This window comes from Spiribacter salinus M19-40, assembly GCF_000319575.2.
Taxonomy (GTDB): domain Bacteria; phylum Pseudomonadota; class Gammaproteobacteria; order Nitrococcales; family Nitrococcaceae; genus Spiribacter; species Spiribacter salinus.
On sequence record NC_021291.1, the window covers coordinates 297,000 to 317,247 of the forward strand.

Here is a 20,248-nt window from a genome sequence, read left to right on the forward strand (position 1 = left end):
GGGCAGGGCTTCAGCCCTTGCCGCCCTTCGCCATTGCGCCGTAACGACGCCGGAACTGATCCACCCGGCCGCCACTCGAGAGGACGCGCTGTTTGCCGGTGTAGAACGGGTGACTGGCGCTCGAGATCTCAACTTTTACAAGCGGATACTCTTTGCCGTCTTCCCATTTAATGGTCTCTCCCGTCTGCACGGTCGACCGCGTCAGAAAGGAGAAGTCCGAGGAGATGTCCTGAAACACAACCGGACGATATTCGGGGTGGATGTCTTTTTTCATGATGCTTCCCGACAGACTGGAAATCAGAGCGCGGTATCATAGGGCGTCGCCGCGATCTGTACAAGTGACTTGTTGCAATGCGTGCCGGCGCGGACGGTTGCTGTGAGGCTGGTGCACGTTGCTCGCGAGCGGTAGGATCACGACTTTCGCGGGCTTACCGAACGGGATCGATCGATGTACACCGGCCTCAAACATCTCCACACCACCGTAGCGACACTCACCATCCTGCTGTTCCTGCTCAAAGGGTTCTGGCTGGTGACCGGGTCGGCCATGCTTGAAAAGCGCTGGGCGAAGATCGCGCCCCATGTTGTCAATGGCCTGCTGCTGATTACGGCACTGGGGACGGCGTGGATTGGTTGGAACTGGCCGCTTGTGCCACACGGCTGGATTACCGCCAAGGCGATTGCATTGGTGGCCTACATTGCGCTTGGCATTATTGCCGTCAAACCGGGGCGCCCGGTCGCGGTGCGGGTTCTGGCCTTTGCGGGTGCCGTGGCCGTCTACGGCTACATCGTTATGGTGGCACTCTGGAAGCAGCCCCTCCCGGTCTGACTGGTCACCGGATCGCCGTTGGCCGCGGTGCTAGTCATCATCCCGCCGGGGGGTCAGAACCGGACCGTCGGTGGTGACTTCAAGATGGCACTCGATGGGCCGGCAGCAGACGATGCAATCCTCGATGTAGTCCTGATCGCCCGCCGAGGTGTCAACCAGCGTGGTGAATGCCTCGCCGCAGTACGGGCAGGTGATCGTCAGCTCATCCATCCGTTGACATCGTCATGAAAACGCCCAGTAGATCGTTCAGAAAACGTTGGCCTTGCGGAGTGGGCTGGAGTCGTTCTGGGTCGTCAGCAAGCCACCCCTCCTTGACAGCCGTGTCGACACCCGGCTGCAATGTCTCTGCTGTCAGGCCCGTGCGCTCTAGCGCCTCTTTAACCGTCGTGCCCTCGGTCAGGCGCAGGGCATTCATCAGGTATTCCAGCAAGCGCTCATCGACGGGCACTTCGTGCGCTTCGGCGATTGCCGCGGGTGTGCCGGCCACCGCCTGGTAGTGCCGGGGCATAGCGACGCGCTGGGTGCGCGTGATCCGTCCGTCCTGCTCAGTCATTTTGGCATGGGCGCCAGCGCCGATGCCCAGGTAATCCCCGAACTGCCAGTAGTTGAGATTGTGTTGACACGCCTCCCCGGGTGTTGACCACGCAGAGACCTCATAGCGGATGAGCCCGGCCTCGGCGAGGCGCGTGGCGCAGGCCGCCTCAATGTCAGCGAGCGCGTCGTCGTCCGGCAGCGCCGGGGGGCGATGGTGAAATGCCGTGCCCGGTTCAAGGGTGAGCTGATAATGAGAAACATGCCGAATGCCCAGCGCAAGCGCCTGGTCAACGTCACGGACTGCCTGAGTGAGCGTTTGGTGGGGCAGTCCGTGCATCAGATCAGCATTGATTCGCTGAAAACCCGCGCGCTGCGCCAGTTCGATCGCCTCGATGGCCTCTCGGGCGCCATGGATGCGGCCAAGGCGCCGGAGATGGTCATCACCAAAGCTCTGCACACCAATGGACAGCCGGTTGACGCCCGCCTTGAGAAATCCCTCGAATCGGTCGGCATCCAGCGTGCCGGGGTTGGCCTCCAGGGTGATTTCGGCCTCGGGGTGCAGGTTGAGGGTCTCTTCCAGACCGCGCAGCAGCCGATCAATGGCGGCGGCACTGAATAGACTCGGTGTGCCCCCGCCGATGAACACGGTGTCTACCGGCCGGCCAGATGCCTCTGGCGCAGCCTGCGCGGCATCCCGGAGCAGGGCCGTGATGTAGTTGCCTTCCGGCAGTTCGCCGCGAAGTGCATGCGAGTTGAAATCGCAGTAAGGGCATTTCTGAACGCACCACGGCAGGTGGATATACAGGCCGAGTGGCGGTGGGGTCAGGGTGCCATCCATCGCGCCTCCAGCTGCTCGCGCAGCCGGACAAGCGCCTGGCCGCGATGGCTGAGCCGGTTTTTGGTGGTGGCATCGAGCTCTGCGGCCGTGCAGTCCAGCGCCGGCAGGTAGAAATGCGGGTCATAGCCAAAACCGCCCGTCCCGCGCGGGGCTTCTGTCAGGACACCAGTCCAGATGCCCTGTGCGATCACCGGTGCGGGATCCGCCGCGTGCGCCATGTAGGCAACAACACATCGGTAGTGGGCAGCGCGCTCATTCGGGCCGAGATCGAGCAGTTCGTCGCGCAAGCGCGCGCAGTTGGCTGCATCGTCAGCCCCCTCTCCCGCCCAGCGCGCGGAAACGACCCCTGGGGCGCCATCCAGCGCGGGGATCTCGAGCCCGGAGTCGTCAGCGATCGCAGGCAGACCCGTGTGCGCGGCGGCATGCCGTGCCTTGATGATGGCGTTTTCAATGAACGTGGTTCCCGTTTCCTCCGCCTCAGGCACGTAATAAAAGGATTGCGGGCGGATCGTTTCAACCAGTCCGGCCAGCAGCTGCTGGAGTTCGCTGACCTTGCCGGGGTTGCCCGTGGCCAGTACGAGTCGATCGACCGCAGGCATGCTCAGGTGTCGAGCGCCAGCGCAAGGGCGGTGCGCTGTTCATTGACCAGGGTATCGATGCCACTGCTTGCGAGGTCCAGCATGGCGTCGAGTTCAGCGCGACGAAAGGCGTGACCCTCGGCGGTGCCCTGCACTTCGATGAAGTGTCCGGCATCGTTCATGACCACGTTCATGTCGGTTTCCGCCTCGGAGTCTTCGGCGTAGTCGAGATCGAGCACGGGCGTGCCCTGATAGATTCCGACGGAGATCGCCGCGACATGGCCATGCAAGGGGTTGCGGCGGATTTTACCGGTCTCCAGGAGGCGGCTCACGGCATCGGCCAGCGCCACGTAACCCCCGGTGATCGAGGCCGTTCGCGTCCCGCCATCGGCCTGCAGGACATCGCAGTCGACGACGATGCGGCGCTCTCCCAGCGCCTCAAGGTCAACAACGGCGCGCAGGGATCGGCCGATCAACCGCTGAATCTCCACCGTGCGCCCCTGCTGGCGCCCGCGGGCAGCTTCACGGTCCGTGCGGCTGCCGGTTGCCCGAGGCAGCATGCCGTACTCAGCGGTTACCCAGCCGCGGTTGCTGTTCCGCAGCCAGGGCGGGACGCGATTTTCCACGGAGGCGGTGCACAACACGCGGGTCTCACCGAACTCGACGAGCACAGATCCCTCGGCATGCCGAGTGAAGCCACGGGTAAATCGGATGGGTCGTAACGAGTCGGGGCTTCGGCCGCTTGGGCGCATGGCGGTCTCCTGCGTAAGTTGGATCGGTGCGCAAAAAGGGCGAAGAGGGTAGCATTATCCGGATGAAGTCGGGCATGACCGGTACACTCTATATCGTTTCCGCCGCCTCGGGTGCGGGGAAAACCTCGCTGCTGCGCGGCCTGATGGCGCGCGATGATCAGGTGGTGATCTCGGTGTCTCATACGACCCGGACGCCGCGTCCCAGCGAAGTGGATGGCCGTGATTACCACTTCGTTGACGAGACCGCTTTCCTGCATTTGATCACCTCAGGGGCGTTTCTTGAGCACGCCCATGTCTTCGACCGACGCTACGGCACGACCTACGCCGCCGTGGAGGCGGATCTTGCTGCTGGCCGTGATGTGCTGGTCGAGATTGACTGGCAGGGCGCACGTCAGATTCGTGCCCAGCTCGAAGACACGGTGTCGGTCTTCATCCTGCCGCCCTCTCGAGCCGCGCTTGAGCAGCGCCTGAGAGCCCGCGCCCAGGATAGCGACGCCGTGATTCACGATCGCATGCAGGCGGCAGTCAGCGAAATGAGCCACTGTGGTGAGTACGACTACCTCGTCTGGAATGACGATTTCGAGACCGCCCTGGCGGATCTCGAGGCCATCGTCCGTGCGCGTCGACTGCGGCGTGCGCGTCAGATGCAGCAACATGCCCCGGTCCTCAGTGATCTGACGGGGTAGCGCCTTCAAGGCCCGATGCCCAGAAAAGGTGCGTAAAGCTTTCTCTGTGCGGGAATTTCACGCTAGACTGCAAAGTCAATATCGTTAGTGAAAGAATTCCGGAGGATGCCTGCATGGCACGCGTGACCGTTGAGGATTGCCTCGAGACCATCGATAACCGCTTCGAGCTTGTGCTTGCGGCCACACGGCGCTCGCGTCAGGTTGCCCGGGGCAGTCAGCCGTACGTTGATCTTGAGAATGACAAGCCGACGGTGGTTGCCCTGCGGGAAATCGCGGAAGGGCATGTCACCTCCGAGATCCTGAATGTTGAGGCCGAGGCGGCCGAGGCACTGGGTGCGCTGGATCGGGCATCCGAGGAAGCCGAGGAGGCCGAGGCCCCCACGGACGAGCTGGCGCCTGCTGACAACGCCCCAGCGGCCGACGACACAGCATCCGACGAGGAGAAGCCGGCGGAGTGAACCGGCATTCATGGCAAGCAGTGACGCCGTAGCCCTACCGGACACCACCGGTGCCGATTCGGCGGCCCGCGCCGCCGAACTGTGCTCACTGCTCGAAAATTATCTGGAGCCACGCCAGGTCCAGCAGGTCTACAAGGCCTACCAATTCGGCGCTGAGGCCCATTCGGGACAGCGCCGCCTCTCCGGCGAGCCCTATATTACGCACCCCCTTGCCGTCGCCCGAACCCTGGGTGAGATGGGGCTGGATGCGGAAAGTCTCTGCGCTGCCATTCTCCATGACGTGATTGAAGACACCCCGACCGCAAAGGCAGAGATTGCCGAGGCCTTTGGGCCTGAGGTTGCGCAGCTGGTGGATGGGGTGTCCAAGCTCACGCAGATTAACTTCCGCAGCAAAGCGGAAGCGCAGGCGGAAAACTTCCGCAAGATGGTCCTGGCGATGTCCCAGGACATTCGCGTCATCCTGATCAAACTCGCCGATCGCCTTCATAACATGCGCACCATCTGGGTGATGCCGCGGAGCAAGCGGGGTCGCATCGCCCGGGAGACGCTGGAGATCTATGCACCGATCGCCCAGCGCCTGGGTATCAATGCCATTCGCATTGAGCTCGAGGATCTTGGCTTTGCCGCACTCTTTCCGATGCGCTATCGCGTGCTCAAAGAGCGGGTGCAACGTCAGCGCGGTTCTCGGCGCGAGCTTCTCGACACGGTGCGGGAGTCGCTGCTCGAGAGCCTGGACGAGGCCGGGCTGGATGCCCGCATTATCAGCCGTGAGAAACATCTCTGGAGCATCTACCAGAAGATGCGCGCCAAACAGGCTGGCTTCGATGACATTTTCGATGTCTATGGCTTTCGGATTGTCGTGTCTGACGTGGATACCTGCTATCGCGTGCTCGGGCACTGCCACGGGCTGTTCAAGCCGTTGCCGGGGCGCATCAAGGACTACATTGCCATTCCCAAGGTGAATGGCTATCAAAGCCTGCATACCACGCTCATTGGTCCACGGCGCATTCAGGTCGAAGTACAGATTCGCACGGCCGAGATGGATCGGGTGGCTGAGGCCGGCATTGCTGCTCACTGGTTGTACAAGGACGCGAGTGCAGCGACCAATGTGGCGCAGAGCCGTGCGCGGGAGTGGGTGCATGGGCTCATGGAGATGCAGGAGAACGCCGGTAACTCCCTCGAGTTCATCGAGAATGTGAAAATCGATCTGCTGCCCGACGAGGTCTACGTCTTCACGCCGGGGGGCGACATCATGGAGCTGCCGAAGGGCGCCACCGTCGTGGACTTTGCCTATGCCGTGCACTCGGACATCGGCGATGCCTGTATCGCGGCGAACATCGACCACCGGCTGGCACCACTGCGAAGCCCCCTCGAGACGGGGCAGACCGTCGAGATTATTACCGCGCCGGTGGCCCGGCCGAATCCTGCCTGGCTGGATTTTGCCGTGACCGCGAAGGCGCGCACCGCGATCCGTCACAGCCTTAAGCGCTTGCGTGGCCGGGAAGCCACCGAGCTGGGCCAGCGCATGGTCGAAGAGGCGCTGGGCGCGATTGATCTCACCCTCGACGGCATTCCCACGTCGCAGGCGAATGCCGGGCTCGAGGCGCTGGGCATGAATGATATGGACGCGGTCTTCACCGAGGTCGGGCTGGGTCAGCGCATGCCCTGGCTGGTGGCTCGGCGGCTTGCCGGGATCAGCCCGGAGCGCTCGGCGCCGGGACAGGATGGTCGGCCAGGTGCACTGGCCATCCGCGGCAATGAAGGCGCCGTCGTCACCTTTGCCCGATGTTGCCGGCCCATTCCCGGTGACCCCATCGTGGGCTTTGCCAGCGCTGGCCGTGGCGTCGTGATCCATCATCAGACCTGTAACAACATTCGCGAATACCGTAATCACCCAGAGAAATGGCTGGATGTTCAGTGGGATGCCATTGCCGAGGGTGAGTATCCGGTAGCGGTGGATATGGAGGTCATGAACCGCCGGGGTGTGCTGGCCAACGTCGCGGCCGTGATCTCGGATCTGGACTCGAATATCGACGCCGTTGAAATCGAGGAAAAGGAAGGCATGATTGCGATCATGCGGTTGGTGCTGAGTGTGCGTGGGCGTGTTCATCTCGCCCGGCTCATGCGCCGGCTGCGGGGGCTGTCAGCCGTGTTGCGCATCAATCGCCGCCGCGGCTAACGCCGCCCCGCACCCGCAAGTCAGTCACAAGGAGTTGTCATGCCCCGCCGTATCATCCAGACCGATCAGGCACCGGCCGCCATTGGACCGTATGCTCAGGCCGTTCACGCTGGCGATCTGGTCTTCATCTCCGGTCAGATCCCTCTCGACCCGATCACCATGGAGCTGGTGCCCGCGGATATCGACACCCAGACGCGACGGGTCTTCGATAACTTGCGCCAGGTCTGCCTGGCCGCTGGCGGTGATCTCGAAGATATCTGCAAGTTGACGATCTTTCTGACCGATCTGGGGCACTTCGCCACGGTCAACGCGATCATGACGGAGTACTTCCAGGGCGCCACGCCGGCGCGCGCCGCGGTCGGTGTCCGCGAGTTGCCCAAAGCCGCCATGGTGGAAATCGAGGCGATCATGAGCTTCGCTGACCGCGGCTAGTTGATGGCGAGCACCGCGGTTGCCGGCACGCCGCTGACCCGGCTGCAGGGAATTGGCCCGCGTCTCGCGGAGCGTCTCGAGCGACTGGGCATCAGTCGGGTCGAAGACCTGCCGTTTCACTTGCCGTTGCGTTACGAGGATCGCACGCGGGTTCTGCGACTGGGCGAGCTGACCCCGGGTGCCCGCGCGCTGGTGGAGGGCACCATCACGGCGAGCGAAGTCACCGGCGGGCGGCGACGACGTCTGGTCTGCCGTATCAGTGATGGCAGTGGCAGTCTCGAGCTGGTGTTCTTTCACTTCTACGGCAATCAGCAGCGCCAACTCGCCCGTGGCACGAGATTGCGGGTGTTCGGTGAGGCCCGTCCCGGCCCCGTGACGCTGCAGATTGTCCATCCTGACTGGGAAATCGTTGCCGAGGACGCGCCACCTCCCGATGGCGGGTTCGTTCCGGTGTACCCCACGACCGAAGGGCTTAATCAGCAACCACTGCGCCGGGCGATCCTGGGCTCGCTGGAGCGCAGTGAGCTGATTGCCGAGTGGCTGCCGGCATCCGTGCGTGATCCGCTGGGGTTACCTACCCTGGAGACCGCCTTGCGGCTGGTCCATGCCCCACCGGCCGATACGGACACCCAGGCCCTGCTGGACGGTGACCATCCAGCCGTTTGCCGACTGGCCTTTGAGGAGCTGCTCGCGCATCGGCTGAGTTTGTTGCGTCTCCGCGCCGAGCAGCGTGATCACGCGCCAGCCCCCAGACTGACGGCGGATGGCGGCCTGCCCGCCAGGCTTCTGAATAATCTGGGGTTTGCCCTTACACAGGCCCAGCAGCGGGTGTACAGCGAGGTCTGTCGGGATATGGCAGCACCCCGGCCGATGTTGCGACTGGTACAGGGTGACGTGGGCTCCGGCAAGACGGTGATCGCCGCGCTGGCCGCCCTTCTGGCCGTGGAAGGAGGCCACCAGGCGGCCATCATGGCGCCAACCGAGTTATTGGCAGAGCAGCACCTGCGAAGTTTTCGGGCCTGGCTCGAGCCACTGGGCATGACCGTGGGCTGGGTGGCCGGGCGAGCCGGCGCGGCGCATCGTCGGGAGACCCTTAGCGCCCTCGCGGCCGGAGAGATTCAGGTGGTGATCGGGACGCATGCCCTATTTCAGGACAATGTGGCCTTTCATGCGCTTGGCCTGGTGGTGATTGATGAACAGCATCGCTTTGGCGTCCATCAGCGTCTTGCCTTGCGTGATAAGGGGGGCGGCGAGACGCAGCCGCATCAGCTGGTCATGACCGCGACACCCATCCCGCGGACGCTGGCGATGACGGCTTATGCTGACCTGGACACCTCTGTCATCGACGAGTTACCGCCGGGGCGGACGCCAGTGACCACGGTTGCCCTGCCCGATGCCCGGCGCGAGGACGTCATCGAGCGCATTCGGCTCGCCTGTCGCGAGGGCCGGCAGGCCTACTGGGTCTGCACGCTGGTGGAGGAGTCAGAAGTGCTCGAGGCGGAGGCTGCCGAAGCAACGGCTGAGCGCCTGGGTGAATGGCTGCCGGAACTGAGGGTCGGGCTGGTCCATGGCCGGGTTGGCGCAGCCCAGAAAGAGGCCGTGATGGCTCGGTTTGAGGCCGGAGACGTTGACCTGCTGGTTGCCACCACGGTCATCGAAGTGGGCGTCAACGTTCCCAATGCCTCACTCATGATCATCGAGAATGCAGAACGCCTGGGGCTTGCCCAGTTGCATCAGCTACGCGGCCGCGTCGGACGGGGTGAGACCCAGAGCAGTTGCGTGCTTCTGTATCATGGCCCGCTGGGTGAAACGGCGCGATCGCGGCTCGCTATCCTGCGTGAGAGCAATGATGGTTTTCGCATCGCCCGCCGCGATCTTGAGATCCGCGGGCCGGGTGAGCTACTTGGCACCCGGCAGACTGGGGCGCTGGCCTATCGAATTGCGGACCTGATTCGCGACGGGGATCTGCTGGACGACGTGCAGGCCGCTGCGCCGGTATTGCTTGCCGAGTACCCCGAGGCGACCACGGAACTGATCCAGCGCTGGGTGGGTGGCGGCGAGCGTTACGCACAGGTATGAAGGAACAACTGGATGAGTGAGCCGGGTGCGCGGCATTGGCGCCCACGGGGCGTTCCGACGGCGACACCGGTGCCGCGACGACTCAAGCCATGGATTGATGAGCCAGGGTCTTTGACCCGACGGCTGCGCGATCTGGCGGGTGAGGGCTTTGCCGTGCGCGTGATACGCGAGGACTGGAGCCGGGGCTGGCCAGATGAGCGTCTGCGGCTGCAGTCGGGTTCGCGCGGCGCGCTCTGGCTTCGAGAGGTCCTGCTCTGCGGGGCGAATCAGCCGCTGATTTATGCGCGCAGTGTCATTCCGGCGACCAGCCTGAGGGGGCCGTTGCGGCGCTTGCGCAGCCTCGGTCGGCAGCCGCTCGGCAGCCTGCTTTTCGGGCGCTACCCGGTGCGCCGCGGTGCGATTGAGATTGCGCCGGTGGGCTTGCACAGCCGATTGGGGCGCCGTGCCGCTAATTGTGGTGGAACACCGGTCTGGGCTCGTCGCTCGGTCTTTCGTATCGCTGGGCGCCCGCTGCTGGTCACGGAGGTGTTTCTGTCTGAACTGCTGGAGGAGCTGGGTGATGGCAACAGCCACCGCTGACTGGAGGAACCGACTCGCCTTGTATGCGCGGCTGGCTCGCCTGGATCGGCCCATCGGCAACTTCCTGCTGCTCTGGCCAACGCTCTGGGCGTTATGGATTGCCGCTGAGGGTGTGCCACGGTTGGGCGTACTGGCGATTTTTGTTGCCGGTGTACTGGTCATGCGGGCGGCTGGCTGCGTCATTAATGACTATGCGGATCGGGATTTTGACCGCCACGTGAAGCGCACCCGACACCGGCCGCTGACGACAGGCCAGGTCACCGAGCGCGAGGCGCTGGGGCTGTTTGTATTGCTTTGTCTGGTGGCCTTTGCGCTTGTGCTGATGCTCAATCAGCTCACCATCTGGCTGTCGTTGGTGGCCGTGGCGCTGGCGGCGACGTATCCGTTCATGAAGCGGCACACGCATCTGCCCCAGGTGCATCTGGGCGCGGCCTTTGGTTGGGCGGCCCCAATGGCCTTCGCCGCGCAAACCCAGACGGTGCCGCCGATCGCCTGGTTCATCTTTGCCGCCGCGGTCGTCTGGGCCACGATCTATGACACGCAATACGCCATGGTGGATCGGGATGACGATCTCAAAATCGGGATCAAATCGACGGCGGTGCTGTTCGGCGTTTATGACCGGGTCGTGATTGCCCTGTTGCAGGTGTTGCTCACTGTGTTGCTCGCCTTGATTGGCTGGCTTGCCGGGGTTGGCGTGATTTATTACTTGGCGCTGGGATTGGCCTCGCTGCTGTTTGTCCAGCAACAGTGGCTCATTCGAGACCGCAGCCGGGATGGCTGCTTTCGGGCGTTTCTGAATAACAATGTCTACGGCGGCGTTGTTTTCGCCGGGCTTGCGGCCCATTACGCCCTGACCGCTTAAATCGCCCGGGCCAGTACCAGGACTTCGACCCGGCTGACGCCAGCGTCTTTCAGACAGCGCGCCAGGGCGCCAGCACTTGCGCCGGTGGTCAGCACATCATCGATGATCGTGACACAGGTGGGTGGTTCTCCCTGCACCGCGAATGCATCGCGGAGATTGCGCTGGCGTGCCGCAGCCATGAGGCCGCGCTGGGGCGGGCTGTTGCGCTGACGTCGGGCGAGTGTGTCGGCAACGGTGGGCCCCAGTCGCTCGGCAATGAACGCCGACTGATTGAATCCGCGGGTCCGACGGCGTTTCGGGTGAAGTGGCATCGGCACCAAGGGCTCGGCGCATCGCACATTGCGGCGCGCCAGTGACATCGCGGCGAGCCCCGTCAGCATCCGTCCGGCTGACAAATCACCGTTGAGCTTGAATTGCCGGATCAGCGTGTCGATACCCTGTTTGTAGCGCCAGAGGGCAAGCGCTCGATCAAACGGCGGCGGTTGTGTGAGACAACCAGCACACCGTGGGGCGCCAGAAGCCAGCGGCATTGCGCAGGTTTCACAAGCGGCGGTAATCCAGGGTAAATCCTCGCGGCAGCCCGGGCACAGATCAGGATTGGCTGCCGGGGCCGAGCAGAAACGGCAGCGGCCGCTGTAGAGCTGGTCAAGCCAGGTTGCCCAGCGTGGCGTCGCTTTCCAGAACAGCGCGTTGTCTTGGCTTGGTCGTTGGTTTGACACCCGCGCATTATCGTTGGCGCAAGTTTGCGAAACGCCAGTCGGCTGACAGGCGGGCAATATGGCAGCATGCAGGGATGAACGCAGTAACTGATGACCCTCTGGCCCTTGATGGGCACGTGCTGCGCCGGCGGCTCGAACACGCGGCTGCAAGCTTCGATGAGGCGGCCATATTGCATCGTGAGGTGAGCCGACGCCTGGTGGAGCGGCTCGATTACGTGCGCGTCCAGCCTACGTCAGTGCTTGATCTGGGCTGCGCAAGCGGGATAAGCGGGCCGGCGTTGCGAGCCCGTTACCCCAAGGCTCGCCACATCGCGATGGATCTGTCGGCGGCGCTCGTCGCGCAGGCACGGCAGCGCAGCGGTCGCTGGCGTCGGTCGCCGGGCGTCTGTGGCGGGCTGGATCGCCTGCCCTTTGGCAATGACACCTTTGATCTGGTTTTCTCCAATCTCGCTCTGCACCGCGTGCCGGATCTCAAGGTGACGGCTCGGGAGCTGCAACGCGTGTTGCGCCCGGACGGGGTATTGATGTTCTCCACCTTTGGTCCCGATACCCTCGGTGAGCTGCGAGCGGCCTGGGCGCACGTGGATGCCACGCCCCATGTGCATGGCTTTGTGGATATGCACGACATCGGAGACGCCCTGGTGGGCGCGCGGTTGGCTGATCCAGTGATGGATATGGAGCACTTCACGCTGACCTACCCGGATGTCCGGGCGCTGGTGGACGATCTGCAGGCGCTTGGACTGCGGAATGCGCTTGCTGGCCGGCGCGGCGGACTGACAACCCCCCGTCAGTGGCAGGCCATGGTGTCTGCTTATGAGCGCCAACGGGATGCGGACGGTCGGCTGCCGGCAACTTGGGAAATTGCCTACGGGCATGCCTGGGGCACGGATGCCCAGCAGCAGGTGGTGGGTGATCGCGGCGAGGTACGGGTCCCCCTTGATAGTTTGTCAGTGCCTCGCCGCCAACGCGAATAAATCCCGTCAGCGGGCGCTTTCCTCCGAGCGTGGAGTTATCTAGAATTGAGTCGAATCAATTTTGCCCAGCCACCGGAGCGCTGACATGACAACGCAGTCAACGACCGAGACTGGCCATGGGCGCCGTTTTGTACTGGCGCCCAACGTCGCCCCCGATTGGTCGCAGACAATGCGGGTATTCGCCGGCATCAGTTTTGTCTGCTTAGCCATTGCGCTGACCTGCACCTGGTTTGGGTTTTGGCCTGTGCTGCCATTTGCTGGCATTGAGCTGCTGGCACTGTGGGCCGGGTTATACGTGTCCGCGCGCCGATCACTGGATCGCGAGGTCATTCAGGTGGATGGCGGTGCCATCCGAATTGAAAAAGGCCGAGGTCGGGCCGAGCATCAGTGGGAGCTGGATCGCGCCTGGACCGAGGTGGTTCTGAAGCGTCTGCCCCGGCGCTGGGAGCACACCCAGCTGGTGCTGCGCTCGCGGGACCAACAGGTTACACTGGGCGAGTTTCTGGAGCCGGAGGAGCGCCGTAGCCTGGCGCGCGAGCTCAGTCGCTGTATCGGGCCAATGGCCAGTTGGGGACGGGACGACGCGGCGCCGGCGACTCACGAATCGGATGCGGTCATAGCGCCCGTTATCAGGGCCTCGCATAGTCTGGGGGACAGAACAGGATGAATAAGATGACCGGATGGAGAGGACTGATAACGCTCGCGGCCGCATTGATGGCGATGCCACTGCCGGCAGCTGCCGACTACAGTCTGATCAACATGACCCGGGGCGTGACCGAGTCCAGTGAGCAGATCTTCGGTCTGCACATGACCATCTTTACTATCACGGTGGTCATTGGCATTGGCGTATTCGGTGCCATGTTCTACTCCATCTTCCGGCATCGGAAATCCCGCGGCGTCAAGCCGGCCACATTCCACCACAGCACCGCGGTGGAGATTGTCTGGACGGTCATCCCGCTCGGCATCCTCGTCGCGATGGCTGTTCCGGCCACCATGGTGCTGGTCGACTTTGAGGACACCTCAGATACCGAGATGACGGTCAAGGTGACGGGTTATCAGTGGTTCTGGGGTTACGAGTACATGGATGAGGACGTCCAGTTCCTCAGTCGGCTCGATCAGGACAGTGACCGGGCCCGGCAGCTGGGCTCCGAGATCCAGCCCGCGTCGGTGCCCGACTACCTCCAGAATGTTGACCAGCGCCTGGTCCTGCCAGTCGACACCCGCATTAAGTTCCAGATTACCGGCGCGGATGTCATTCACTCGTGGTGGGTGCCGGACCTTGGCTGGAAGCGCGATGCCATTCCCGGCTTCGTGAATGAAACCTGGACCGAAATTAAAGAGCCGGGCGTGTATCGCGGCCGGTGTGCAGAGCTTTGCGGCCGCGATCATGGCTTTATGCCAATCGTGATTGAGGCCGTTGAGCCGGATGAATTTGACCGCTGGCTCGCTGAACGCCACGGCGGTGAGGACGCCGCGGCCACGACGGCTGATGCCGAAGACACGGACGCCGAGGCGGGCGATCAGCTCGCAGCGCGGTAGATAGAGCATTCCCAAGGGGAGAAGGGTGCAATGACCACGACAACGCATGAACAGGCACATCATTCGGAAGAGGCCACTGGCTGGACACGCTGGCTGGTGACAACGAATCACAAGGACATCGGCTCGATGTACCTGCTCTTCTCGCTCGCCATGTTCCTGGTGGGCGGCGCGATGGCACTGGTTATCCGGGCAGAGCTCTTTCAGCCGGGTCTCCAGCTTGTCGATCCGTACTTCTTCAACCAGATGACCACGATGCATGCCCTGGTCATGATCTTTGGAGCGGTCATGCCGGCCTTCACTGGCCTGGCCAACTGGATGATCCCCCTGATGGTCGGCGCACCGGACATGGCGCTACCCCGAATGAACAACTGGAGCTTCTGGTTGCTGCCTTTTGGCTTCGCGATCCTCCTTTCCACGCTGTTTATGCCGGGGGGTGGCCCGGCCGGCGGCTGGACGATGTATCCGCCACTGATGCTGCAGACAGGCACCGCGTTCCCGTTCGTGATTTTTGCGATTCACGTGCTGGGCATCAGTTCGATCATGGGCTCGATCAATGTCGTCGCGACCATTCTGAATATGCGCGCACCCGGCATGTCTTTGATGAAGATGCCGCTTTTCGTCTGGACCTGGCTGATCACGGCCTATCTCATGATCGCGGTGATGCCGGTGCTCGCTGGCGCCATCACCATGCTGCTCACCGATCAGTACTTCGGGACAACGTTCTTTAGCGCGGCGGGCGGTGGCGACCCGGTGCTCTACCAGCACATCTTCTGGTTCTTCGGGCATCCTGAGGTGTATATCCTCATTTTGCCGGCGTTCGGGATTATCTCCACAATCATCCCGGCCTTCGCGCGCAAGCCCCTCTTTGGCTACAGCTCGATGGTGTATGCCACCGCCTCGATCGCGTTCCTCTCGTTCATTGTGTGGGCGCATCACATGTTCACGGTGGGCATGCCGTTGGCGGGCCAGCTGTTCTTCATGTACGCCACGATGCTCATTGCCGTCCCGACCGGTGTGAAGGTGTTTAACTGGGTGGCGACGATGTGGCGCGGCGCGATGACGTTCGAGACGCCCATGCTTTTTGCGCTCGCTTTCGTGTTTCTGTTCACCATCGGTGGGTTTTCTGGGCTCATGCTCGCGATCGCCCCGGCCGACTTCCAGTACCACGACACCTATTTCGTGGTGGCCCACTTCCACTACGTGCTGGTGACTGGCGCGGTGTTTGCCATTCTGGCGGCGGCCTATTACTGGCTGCCGAAGTGGACCGGGCATATGTACAGTGAGCGGCTGGGCCAGTGGCATTTCTGGTTGTCGGTGATCTTTGTGAACGTGCTTTTCTTCCCGCAGCACTTCCTTGGATTGGCGGGTATGCCCCGGCGAATTCCGGATTACTCGGTGCAGTTTGCGGACTGGAACATGATTTCCAGCATCGGTGGCTTCGGCTTTGGTTTTGCCCAGCTCATCTTCGTGTGGTTGCTCATTAAGTGCATCCGCGGGGGCGAGAAAGCGGAAGCGCGGGCCTGGGAAGGCGCGGAAGGGCTTGAGTGGGAAGTGCCCTCGCCGGCGCCGCATCACACCTTCGATACGCCGCCCGTCGTTCGGTGATCAATGGTCGTCAATCGTGATGTTGATCGGCGAACGCGGCGGCGGATCCGCTGGACGGTGTTCCTGCTGGCGCTGGTGGTCTTAGGGATTTACTTGGGTGTGTTCCTGGAGCGCTTTTAGCGCCAGGGCGAGGAGAGAGGGCACAGCGCATGGCGCAGGCAGAAGGTAGCTACTACGTCCCGCACGGCAGTAACTGGCCCATTGTAGGTAGCGTGGGCATCACCACCCTCGTGGTGGGCATTGCGATGTATCTCGAGGGCATGGGTACCGGCCTATGGGTCCTTACCGCCGGCGCGCTCATCATGATCACCATGGTGGTTGGCTGGTTTGGCGACGTCATTCGTGAGGGCGTTAAGGGGCTTTACAGCGCGCAGGTCGACCGCTCCCTGCGCTGGGGCATGATCTGGTTCATCTTCTCCGAGATCATGTTTTTTGCCGCTTTTTTTGGCGCGCTATTCTACGCCCGGACACTGTCGGTTCCCTGGCTCTCAGGCGAAGATCCTGCCACCAGTCGGGTGCTCTGGGACTCGGTCGCGCTGCAGTGGCCGACAGCGGGCCCGGGAAGCACCGCGACAGACTGGCAGCCGATGGGGCCTTGGCCACTGCCAACGATCAACACCCTGATCCTGCTTACCTCAGGCATGACGCTCACCGTGGCCCATCACGCCTTGAAAGAGGGCAACCGCGCCCGGTTGATCACCTTCATGTGGCTCACCGTGGCATTAGGTGTGATCTTTACCGGTTTTCAGGGCTATGAGTACTACGAGGCTTACGCGCATCTGAACCTGCGTATGGATACGGGAATCTACGGCTCCACGTTCTTCATGCTCACCGGCTTTCACGGCATGCACGTGGTGATCGGGACCATCATGCTGCTGGTCATTACCCTGCGTTGCATGAAAGGCCACTTCACCCCCGCGTCTCATTTCGGATTCGAGGGCGCTGCCTGGTATTGGCACTTTGTTGATGTGGTCTGGCTTGGCCTGTATATCTTCGTCTACATCCTCTAGCGCTAGATCGGGCCCTGATTGGGTGTGATCACGCCGGTGAAGTAGCCGAGGAGGATCAGCAAAAACAGAATGATCGACAGGGCGATGCGCAGGGTGAGTGCGTTGAGCGTGCGGCGTGACTCACCTCGGTCTTTCATCAGATAGAACAGCCCCGAGCCCAGACTCGCGAGGATGACGAGCAGCGTGGCGAGAATGGCGATTCGAATGGCGAGGTCCATGTCAGTTTCCTTGTAGGCGTTGAGCGATTGTAAAACAAAATGGCGGCACGCTCAGTCGATTCGAGGGTCCAATAAACGATGCGTGTTGCCGGCTTTGTGTTCGCTCCCAGGCTTTGGCCAACACTGGCTTATGCGCTGTTATTGCCGCTGCTCCTGACGCTGGGTTTCTGGCAAATGGATCGAGCAGAGCAAAAGCGGACATCACTGGCAGAGCGGGCTGAGGCCTTCCGGGCGCCGGTCCTCGAACTGGGTGCGGTGAAACCAACACTCGATGCCGACGAATACCGGCGGGTTCGCGCGACCGGTGAATATGATACGGAACACCAGTTTTATCTGGATAATCGGGTTAAAGACGACCAGGTCGGATATCGGGTGCTAACACCACTCAAGCTTGAGGGTCGTGACGGGGCTGTGCTGGTGGATCGCGGGTTTATTCCCATCGTCGGCAGTCGGGATTCGTTGCCGACGCCGCCGCCGGTTGAGTCTGAGGATGCAGTGACGGGTCGTGTTGGTCGTGGGCCATCCGTGGGCATTCGTCTAGGGGCGCCCTCTGATAACCCCGGTGAGTGGCCTCGGCGGATTCAGTACATGGACATGGACTACATGGATGAGCAGTTGGATTATCCGCTTGATGATTATCTGCTCATTGAAGGGTCACTCAAAACCGACACGGTGGCGCGTCGGGATGTGCGCGATGCCTGGCGGTTTGGCCCGGAGCGCCATGATGGCTATGCGTTTCAGTGGTTTGCGCTGGCGTTCGCGCTCACCACGATTTGGGTTGTCGTGAATACACGACGGGCGCCGAGAAGAGGTAAAAACGGATGACGATGATCAAGGGGCGCTGGCAGCTCCCCGTCCTGTTAGCCCTGTTTGTCGTCCCGACGCTGGCGGCTATGGTGCTGGTCTTTACGGACTGGCGCCCCGCGGGGTTTACGAACAACGGTGACCTGGTCCAGCCCGCGGAACAGCTCTCGCCGGGCCAGTGGCGCTCGGCGCGCGGCGAGCCGTTGCAGTTTGCTGGGGACTGGCTTGTCGTCGTGCCGCAAACGAGCGCCTGCGGTGATGACTGCGAGCAGCGGCTGGACACGTTGTCGCGCGCCCGGATCGCCCTCGATCGTGACATCGATCGCGTGCAGCTGCTCTTGCTGCAGCCGGCCGACGGGCCGGTTGATCCGGCCGCCATTCCCGAAGGCATCCGGGTGATGGAGGCTGACGCGGATACCGTGGCGGATCTGAATGTCCATCAGGGCGCGGCGATGGCCGCGCACATCGTGGATTACCGCGGTTATCATGTCATGCGCTATGCCGCGCCCCTCGATGGTGCGGGGCTGCTGGATGATCTCGAGAAACTGCTCCGCCTGTCCAAGGAAGAGGCCGAGCGTCGTGCACAAGAGGAGGCAACCGCCGAATGAGCGCCCATCCCTGGTTCTATCGCATGAGCCTGTTCACGACCGCGGTGACGCTGTGTGTCGTCGTCTTGGGTGCCTGGGTCAGGCTCACTGATGCCGGCCTGGGTTGTCCGGACTGGCCGGGCTGCTACGGGCATCTGGATGTCCCGAACACCAGCGAAGCGATTGCCGCCGCCAATGCCGCATTCCCGGATACCCCGGTGGATGTCGGCAAGGGCTGGCGCGAGATGATTCACCGCTACGTGGCCGGTGTGCTGGGCTTGCTGATCGGCGGGCTGGGCATCTTCGCCTGGCGGCAGCGCAGGCGCCCAGGCCAGCCCTGGAAGCTCCCGCTGTTTCTGGTGGCGTTGGTGACATTTCAGGCCACGCTGGGCATGTGGACTGTCACCTGGCAGCTCAAGCCGGCGGTCGTCACCGCGCATCTGCTGGGCGGTCTAGCCACGCTCTCGTTGCTCTGGTGGGTGACCCTGCGAAGTAATCACCTGCCCGGGGCTGGCGTGCTCGCTGGCAAGCGTGGTCTGAGCGCCCTGCTCGCGGCGGGGCTTGTCGTGGCGATTGCCCAGATCACGCTAGGCGGCTGGACCAGCACCAACTACGCGGCGCTGGCGTGTAACGACTTCCCAGCCTGCAGTCAGGGTGAGTATCTCCCTGACAATATCGACTTTGCGGAAGGGTTTGTGTTGTGGCGCGGCCTCGGGGAGAACTACGAGTTCGGCGTGCTGGACCATCCGGCCCGCATGGCCATCCACTTTGTGCACCGTGTCGGAGCCATTGTGACGACGGTCGTGCTCGGGCTGCTGGCATGGGGGTTGTGGCGCGCGGGTGGCGTCGGTCGCGGAGCCAGCCTGGCGGTGGTGGGCGCACTGACCCTGCAGGTGCTCATTGGTATTGGCAACGTGATTTACAATTTGCCACTAACATTGGCGGTCGCGCACAATGCCGGGGCAGCAGTGCTGATGCTGGTGCTGGTCACCGTTACCCACTTCAGTCGACCGCTTGGACGAACATGAGTCGAACGCTGGAAGCCGGTTCCAACCCGACGGCCGATCAGGCCCCACCGCTGCAGCATTTGCTCCAGCATTGGCGGGATTATTACGAGCTGACCAAGCCCGGTGTGGTGGCTTTGATGGTCTTTACGGCCATTGTCGGTCAGCTGCTCGCGAGTCCGGGCACACTGCCCTGGAACGCGCTGATCGTGGGGAATCTCGGTATCGCGCTGGCGGCGGGCTCGGCGGCGGCAATTAATCACCTGGTCGACTGGCGGGTCGATGCGCGGATGAAGCGCACCCAAGGCCGTCCTTTGCCCACAGGGCATCTGAGAACCACCCATGCCGTGGCATTTGCCGGCACGCTCGGAATCGCCGGGCTTGGCCTGCTCTTCTTCGCGGTGAACCCGCTCACCGCCTACCTGACATTCGGCTCGCTGATCGGGTATGCCTTCATCTACACGCTGTATCTGAAGCGAGCGACGCCGCAGAACATCGTGATCGGCGGGGCAGCCGGGGCGGCACCGCCTGTGCTCGGCTGGGTGGCGGTCACAGGGACCATCGATCCCCACGCGCTGTTGCTGTTCCTGATTATCTTTGTGTGGACCCCGCCCCATTTCTGGGCGCTGGCGATCCATCGGCGCGAAGAATACGCCAGCGTGGACATCCCCATGCTGCCGGTGACCCATGGGGATCGGTACACGCGCTGGCAGATCCTGTTCTACACGCTGCTGCTGGTGGGCGTGACGTTGCTGCCGTTTGCGACGGGCATGAGCGGACTGATCTATCTGGCCGGGGCGCTCGTGCTCGGCGCCCGGTATCTGTACTACGGCATCGCCATGCTGCGGCGGCCGGAAGATCCGTCGCTGCCGATGCGCTCCTTCGGCTTTAGCATTGTCTATCTGATGGCGCTGTTCGCCGTCCTGCTGGTTGATGCCTACCTGCCGATCGTCATCGGCCCGTTCATCGGGTAGCGGGGCACCCT

General features: G+C 62.8%; 24 protein-coding genes. 17 read left to right on the plus strand and 7 right to left on the minus strand.

Annotated elements, in window-relative coordinates:
• Positions 1-10: 10 nt before the first annotated feature.
• Positions 11-274 carry a type B 50S ribosomal protein L31 gene (locus tag SPISAL_RS01415; RefSeq protein WP_016352689.1) on the minus strand — a complete coding sequence of 88 codons (264 nt, stop codon included), beginning with the start codon at positions 272-274 and terminating at the stop codon, positions 11-13.
• Between the two features lie 174 nt (positions 275-448).
• Between SPISAL_RS01415 and SPISAL_RS01420 the strand changes: the two genes are divergently transcribed.
• Entirely contained in the window at positions 449-826 is a 378-nt protein-coding gene (locus tag SPISAL_RS01420; RefSeq protein ID WP_016352690.1) for a SirB2 family protein, read from the plus strand.
• A gap of 30 nt (positions 827-856) precedes the next feature.
• On the opposite strand, the gene SPISAL_RS01425 is transcribed toward SPISAL_RS01420, so the two are convergent.
• From SPISAL_RS01425 to rph, 4 genes are read right to left on the minus strand one after another with little or no spacing between them, the layout of a single operon-like run.
• Positions 857-1,036 carry a CPXCG motif-containing cysteine-rich protein gene (locus SPISAL_RS01425; protein ID WP_016352691.1) on the minus strand — a complete coding sequence of 60 codons (180 nt, stop codon included), beginning with the start codon at positions 1,034-1,036 and terminating at the stop codon, positions 857-859.
• Positions 1,029-2,198: a radical SAM family heme chaperone HemW gene (hemW, locus tag SPISAL_RS01430; RefSeq protein ID WP_016352692.1), complete on the minus strand. Its 1,170-nt coding sequence runs from the start codon at positions 2,196-2,198 to the stop codon at positions 1,029-1,031. Before hemW ends, SPISAL_RS01425 begins: the two co-directional genes overlap by 8 nt.
• A complete protein-coding gene (gene rdgB / locus SPISAL_RS01435; protein ID WP_016352693.1) occupies positions 2,183-2,797 on the minus strand; it encodes an RdgB/HAM1 family non-canonical purine NTP pyrophosphatase in 615 nt (204 codons plus the stop codon). The genes hemW and rdgB overlap by 16 nt, the downstream gene beginning before the upstream one ends.
• A 2-nt stretch (positions 2,798-2,799) precedes the next feature.
• Positions 2,800-3,528 carry a ribonuclease PH gene (gene rph / locus SPISAL_RS01440; RefSeq protein ID WP_016352694.1) on the minus strand — a complete coding sequence of 243 codons (729 nt, stop codon included), beginning with the start codon at positions 3,526-3,528 and terminating at the stop codon, positions 2,800-2,802.
• 74 nt (positions 3,529-3,602) lie between these two features.
• Between rph and gmk the strand changes: the two genes are divergently transcribed.
• The 7 genes from gmk (at position 3,603) to ubiA (ending at position 10,803) form a co-directional block, all read left to right on the plus strand.
• Positions 3,603-4,214 carry a guanylate kinase gene (gene gmk, locus SPISAL_RS01445; RefSeq protein ID WP_016352695.1) on the plus strand — a complete coding sequence of 204 codons (612 nt, stop codon included), beginning with the start codon at positions 3,603-3,605 and terminating at the stop codon, positions 4,212-4,214.
• 113 nt (positions 4,215-4,327) lie between these two features.
• Positions 4,328-4,672, plus strand: a complete 345-nt coding sequence (rpoZ, locus tag SPISAL_RS09040; protein WP_016352696.1) for a DNA-directed RNA polymerase subunit omega — start codon at positions 4,328-4,330, stop codon at positions 4,670-4,672.
• 10 nt (positions 4,673-4,682) lie between these two features.
• Positions 4,683-6,851, plus strand: coding sequence for a RelA/SpoT family protein (locus tag SPISAL_RS01455; RefSeq protein ID WP_016352697.1), 2,169 nt, complete (start codon positions 4,683-4,685; stop codon positions 6,849-6,851).
• Positions 6,852-6,890: 39 nt separating this feature from the next.
• The gene (locus SPISAL_RS01460) at positions 6,891-7,283 is read left to right on the plus strand and encodes a RidA family protein (RefSeq protein WP_016352698.1); all 393 of its coding nucleotides are present in this window, start codon (positions 6,891-6,893) and stop codon (positions 7,281-7,283) included.
• A 3-nt stretch (positions 7,284-7,286) separates the two neighbouring features.
• Positions 7,287-9,362, plus strand: coding sequence for an ATP-dependent DNA helicase RecG (gene recG / locus SPISAL_RS01465; RefSeq protein WP_016352699.1), 2,076 nt, complete (start codon positions 7,287-7,289; stop codon positions 9,360-9,362).
• Positions 9,363-9,374: 12 nt separating this feature from the next.
• Entirely contained in the window at positions 9,375-9,941 is a 567-nt protein-coding gene (locus SPISAL_RS01470; RefSeq protein ID WP_016352700.1) for a chorismate--pyruvate lyase family protein, read from the plus strand.
• Positions 9,922-10,803, plus strand: coding sequence for a 4-hydroxybenzoate octaprenyltransferase (gene ubiA, locus SPISAL_RS01475; RefSeq protein WP_016352701.1), 882 nt, complete (start codon positions 9,922-9,924; stop codon positions 10,801-10,803). Before SPISAL_RS01470 ends, ubiA begins: the two co-directional genes overlap by 20 nt.
• Here ubiA and SPISAL_RS01480 read toward each other — a convergent pair.
• Entirely contained in the window at positions 10,800-11,522 is a 723-nt protein-coding gene (locus SPISAL_RS01480) for a ComFC family protein (RefSeq protein ID WP_144060356.1), read from the minus strand. The two genes, ubiA and SPISAL_RS01480, sit on opposite strands and share 4 nt — an antisense overlap.
• A gap of 74 nt (positions 11,523-11,596) precedes the next feature.
• Here SPISAL_RS01480 and SPISAL_RS01485 point away from each other — a divergent pair, with 74 nt between their 5' ends.
• The 5 genes from SPISAL_RS01485 (at position 11,597) to SPISAL_RS01505 (ending at position 16,650) form a co-directional block, all read left to right on the plus strand.
• Positions 11,597-12,496 carry a methyltransferase domain-containing protein gene (locus tag SPISAL_RS01485; protein ID WP_016352703.1) on the plus strand — a complete coding sequence of 300 codons (900 nt, stop codon included), beginning with the start codon at positions 11,597-11,599 and terminating at the stop codon, positions 12,494-12,496.
• 85 nt (positions 12,497-12,581) lie between these two features.
• Positions 12,582-13,163 (plus strand): DUF2244 domain-containing protein, encoded by a 582-nt coding sequence (locus SPISAL_RS08635; protein WP_016352704.1) that lies wholly within the window; start codon positions 12,582-12,584, stop codon positions 13,161-13,163.
• A 5-nt stretch (positions 13,164-13,168) separates the two neighbouring features.
• Entirely contained in the window at positions 13,169-14,035 is an 867-nt protein-coding gene (gene coxB, locus SPISAL_RS01495; RefSeq protein WP_016352705.1) for a cytochrome c oxidase subunit II, read from the plus strand.
• A gap of 30 nt (positions 14,036-14,065) precedes the next feature.
• The gene (gene ctaD, locus SPISAL_RS01500) at positions 14,066-15,640 is read left to right on the plus strand and encodes a cytochrome c oxidase subunit I (protein ID WP_016352706.1); all 1,575 of its coding nucleotides are present in this window, start codon (positions 14,066-14,068) and stop codon (positions 15,638-15,640) included.
• A 149-nt stretch (positions 15,641-15,789) separates the two neighbouring features.
• On the plus strand, positions 15,790-16,650 hold the full coding sequence (locus SPISAL_RS01505) for a cytochrome c oxidase subunit 3 (protein ID WP_016352707.1): 861 nt from the start codon (positions 15,790-15,792) through the stop codon (positions 16,648-16,650).
• Between the two features lie 2 nt (positions 16,651-16,652).
• Here SPISAL_RS01505 and SPISAL_RS01510 read toward each other — a convergent pair whose 3' ends face one another.
• Complete coding sequence (locus SPISAL_RS01510) at positions 16,653-16,868, minus strand: twin transmembrane helix small protein (RefSeq protein ID WP_016352708.1); 216 nt, start codon at positions 16,866-16,868, stop codon at positions 16,653-16,655.
• A 78-nt stretch (positions 16,869-16,946) separates the two neighbouring features.
• Here SPISAL_RS01510 and SPISAL_RS01515 point away from each other — a divergent pair, with 78 nt between their 5' ends.
• The 4 genes from SPISAL_RS01515 to cyoE are packed head-to-tail and all read left to right on the plus strand — an operon-like array spanning position 16,947 to position 20,237.
• Positions 16,947-17,693: an SURF1 family protein gene (locus tag SPISAL_RS01515; protein ID WP_016352709.1), complete on the plus strand. Its 747-nt coding sequence runs from the start codon at positions 16,947-16,949 to the stop codon at positions 17,691-17,693.
• Entirely contained in the window at positions 17,690-18,280 is a 591-nt protein-coding gene (locus SPISAL_RS01520; protein WP_016352710.1) for a hypothetical protein, read from the plus strand. Before SPISAL_RS01515 ends, SPISAL_RS01520 begins: the two co-directional genes overlap by 4 nt.
• Complete coding sequence (locus SPISAL_RS01525) at positions 18,277-19,287, plus strand: COX15/CtaA family protein (RefSeq protein WP_016352711.1); 1,011 nt, start codon at positions 18,277-18,279, stop codon at positions 19,285-19,287. The genes SPISAL_RS01520 and SPISAL_RS01525 overlap by 4 nt, the downstream gene beginning before the upstream one ends.
• The gene (gene cyoE, locus SPISAL_RS01530; protein WP_016352712.1) at positions 19,284-20,237 is read left to right on the plus strand and encodes a heme o synthase; all 954 of its coding nucleotides are present in this window, start codon (positions 19,284-19,286) and stop codon (positions 20,235-20,237) included. Before SPISAL_RS01525 ends, cyoE begins: the two co-directional genes overlap by 4 nt.
• Positions 20,238-20,248 lie beyond the last annotated feature (11 nt).

Excerpts from the sequence above, each read along its gene's own strand:
- SPISAL_RS01415 (WP_016352689.1), bottom strand. The coding sequence starts at position 274 with ATGAAAAAAGACATCCACCCCGAATATCGTCCGGTTGTGTTTCAGGAC.
- SPISAL_RS01420 (WP_016352690.1), top strand. The coding sequence starts at position 449 with ATGTACACCGGCCTCAAACATCTCCACACCACCGTAGCGACACTCACC.
- SPISAL_RS01425 (WP_016352691.1), bottom strand. The coding sequence starts at position 1,036 with ATGGATGAGCTGACGATCACCTGCCCGTACTGCGGCGAGGCATTCACC.
- hemW (WP_016352692.1), bottom strand. The coding sequence starts at position 2,198 with ATGGATGGCACCCTGACCCCACCGCCACTCGGCCTGTATATCCACCTG.
- rdgB (WP_016352693.1), bottom strand. The coding sequence starts at position 2,797 with ATGCCTGCGGTCGATCGACTCGTACTGGCCACGGGCAACCCCGGCAAG.
- rph (WP_016352694.1), bottom strand. The coding sequence starts at position 3,528 with ATGCGCCCAAGCGGCCGAAGCCCCGACTCGTTACGACCCATCCGATTT.
- gmk (WP_016352695.1), top strand. The coding sequence starts at position 3,603 with ATGACCGGTACACTCTATATCGTTTCCGCCGCCTCGGGTGCGGGGAAA.
- rpoZ (WP_016352696.1), top strand. The coding sequence starts at position 4,328 with ATGGCACGCGTGACCGTTGAGGATTGCCTCGAGACCATCGATAACCGC.
- SPISAL_RS01455 (WP_016352697.1), top strand. The coding sequence starts at position 4,683 with ATGGCAAGCAGTGACGCCGTAGCCCTACCGGACACCACCGGTGCCGAT.
- SPISAL_RS01460 (WP_016352698.1), top strand. The coding sequence starts at position 6,891 with ATGCCCCGCCGTATCATCCAGACCGATCAGGCACCGGCCGCCATTGGA.
- recG (WP_016352699.1), top strand. The coding sequence starts at position 7,287 with ATGGCGAGCACCGCGGTTGCCGGCACGCCGCTGACCCGGCTGCAGGGA.
- SPISAL_RS01470 (WP_016352700.1), top strand. The coding sequence starts at position 9,375 with ATGAGTGAGCCGGGTGCGCGGCATTGGCGCCCACGGGGCGTTCCGACG.
- ubiA (WP_016352701.1), top strand. The coding sequence starts at position 9,922 with ATGGCAACAGCCACCGCTGACTGGAGGAACCGACTCGCCTTGTATGCG.
- SPISAL_RS01485 (WP_016352703.1), top strand. The coding sequence starts at position 11,597 with ATGAACGCAGTAACTGATGACCCTCTGGCCCTTGATGGGCACGTGCTG.
- SPISAL_RS08635 (WP_016352704.1), top strand. The coding sequence starts at position 12,582 with ATGACAACGCAGTCAACGACCGAGACTGGCCATGGGCGCCGTTTTGTA.
- coxB (WP_016352705.1), top strand. The coding sequence starts at position 13,169 with ATGACCGGATGGAGAGGACTGATAACGCTCGCGGCCGCATTGATGGCG.
- ctaD (WP_016352706.1), top strand. The coding sequence starts at position 14,066 with ATGACCACGACAACGCATGAACAGGCACATCATTCGGAAGAGGCCACT.
- SPISAL_RS01505 (WP_016352707.1), top strand. The coding sequence starts at position 15,790 with ATGGCGCAGGCAGAAGGTAGCTACTACGTCCCGCACGGCAGTAACTGG.
- SPISAL_RS01510 (WP_016352708.1), bottom strand. The coding sequence starts at position 16,868 with ATGGACCTCGCCATTCGAATCGCCATTCTCGCCACGCTGCTCGTCATC.
- SPISAL_RS01515 (WP_016352709.1), top strand. The coding sequence starts at position 16,947 with ATGCGTGTTGCCGGCTTTGTGTTCGCTCCCAGGCTTTGGCCAACACTG.
- SPISAL_RS01520 (WP_016352710.1), top strand. The coding sequence starts at position 17,690 with ATGACGATGATCAAGGGGCGCTGGCAGCTCCCCGTCCTGTTAGCCCTG.
- SPISAL_RS01525 (WP_016352711.1), top strand. The coding sequence starts at position 18,277 with ATGAGCGCCCATCCCTGGTTCTATCGCATGAGCCTGTTCACGACCGCG.
- cyoE (WP_016352712.1), top strand. The coding sequence starts at position 19,284 with ATGAGTCGAACGCTGGAAGCCGGTTCCAACCCGACGGCCGATCAGGCC.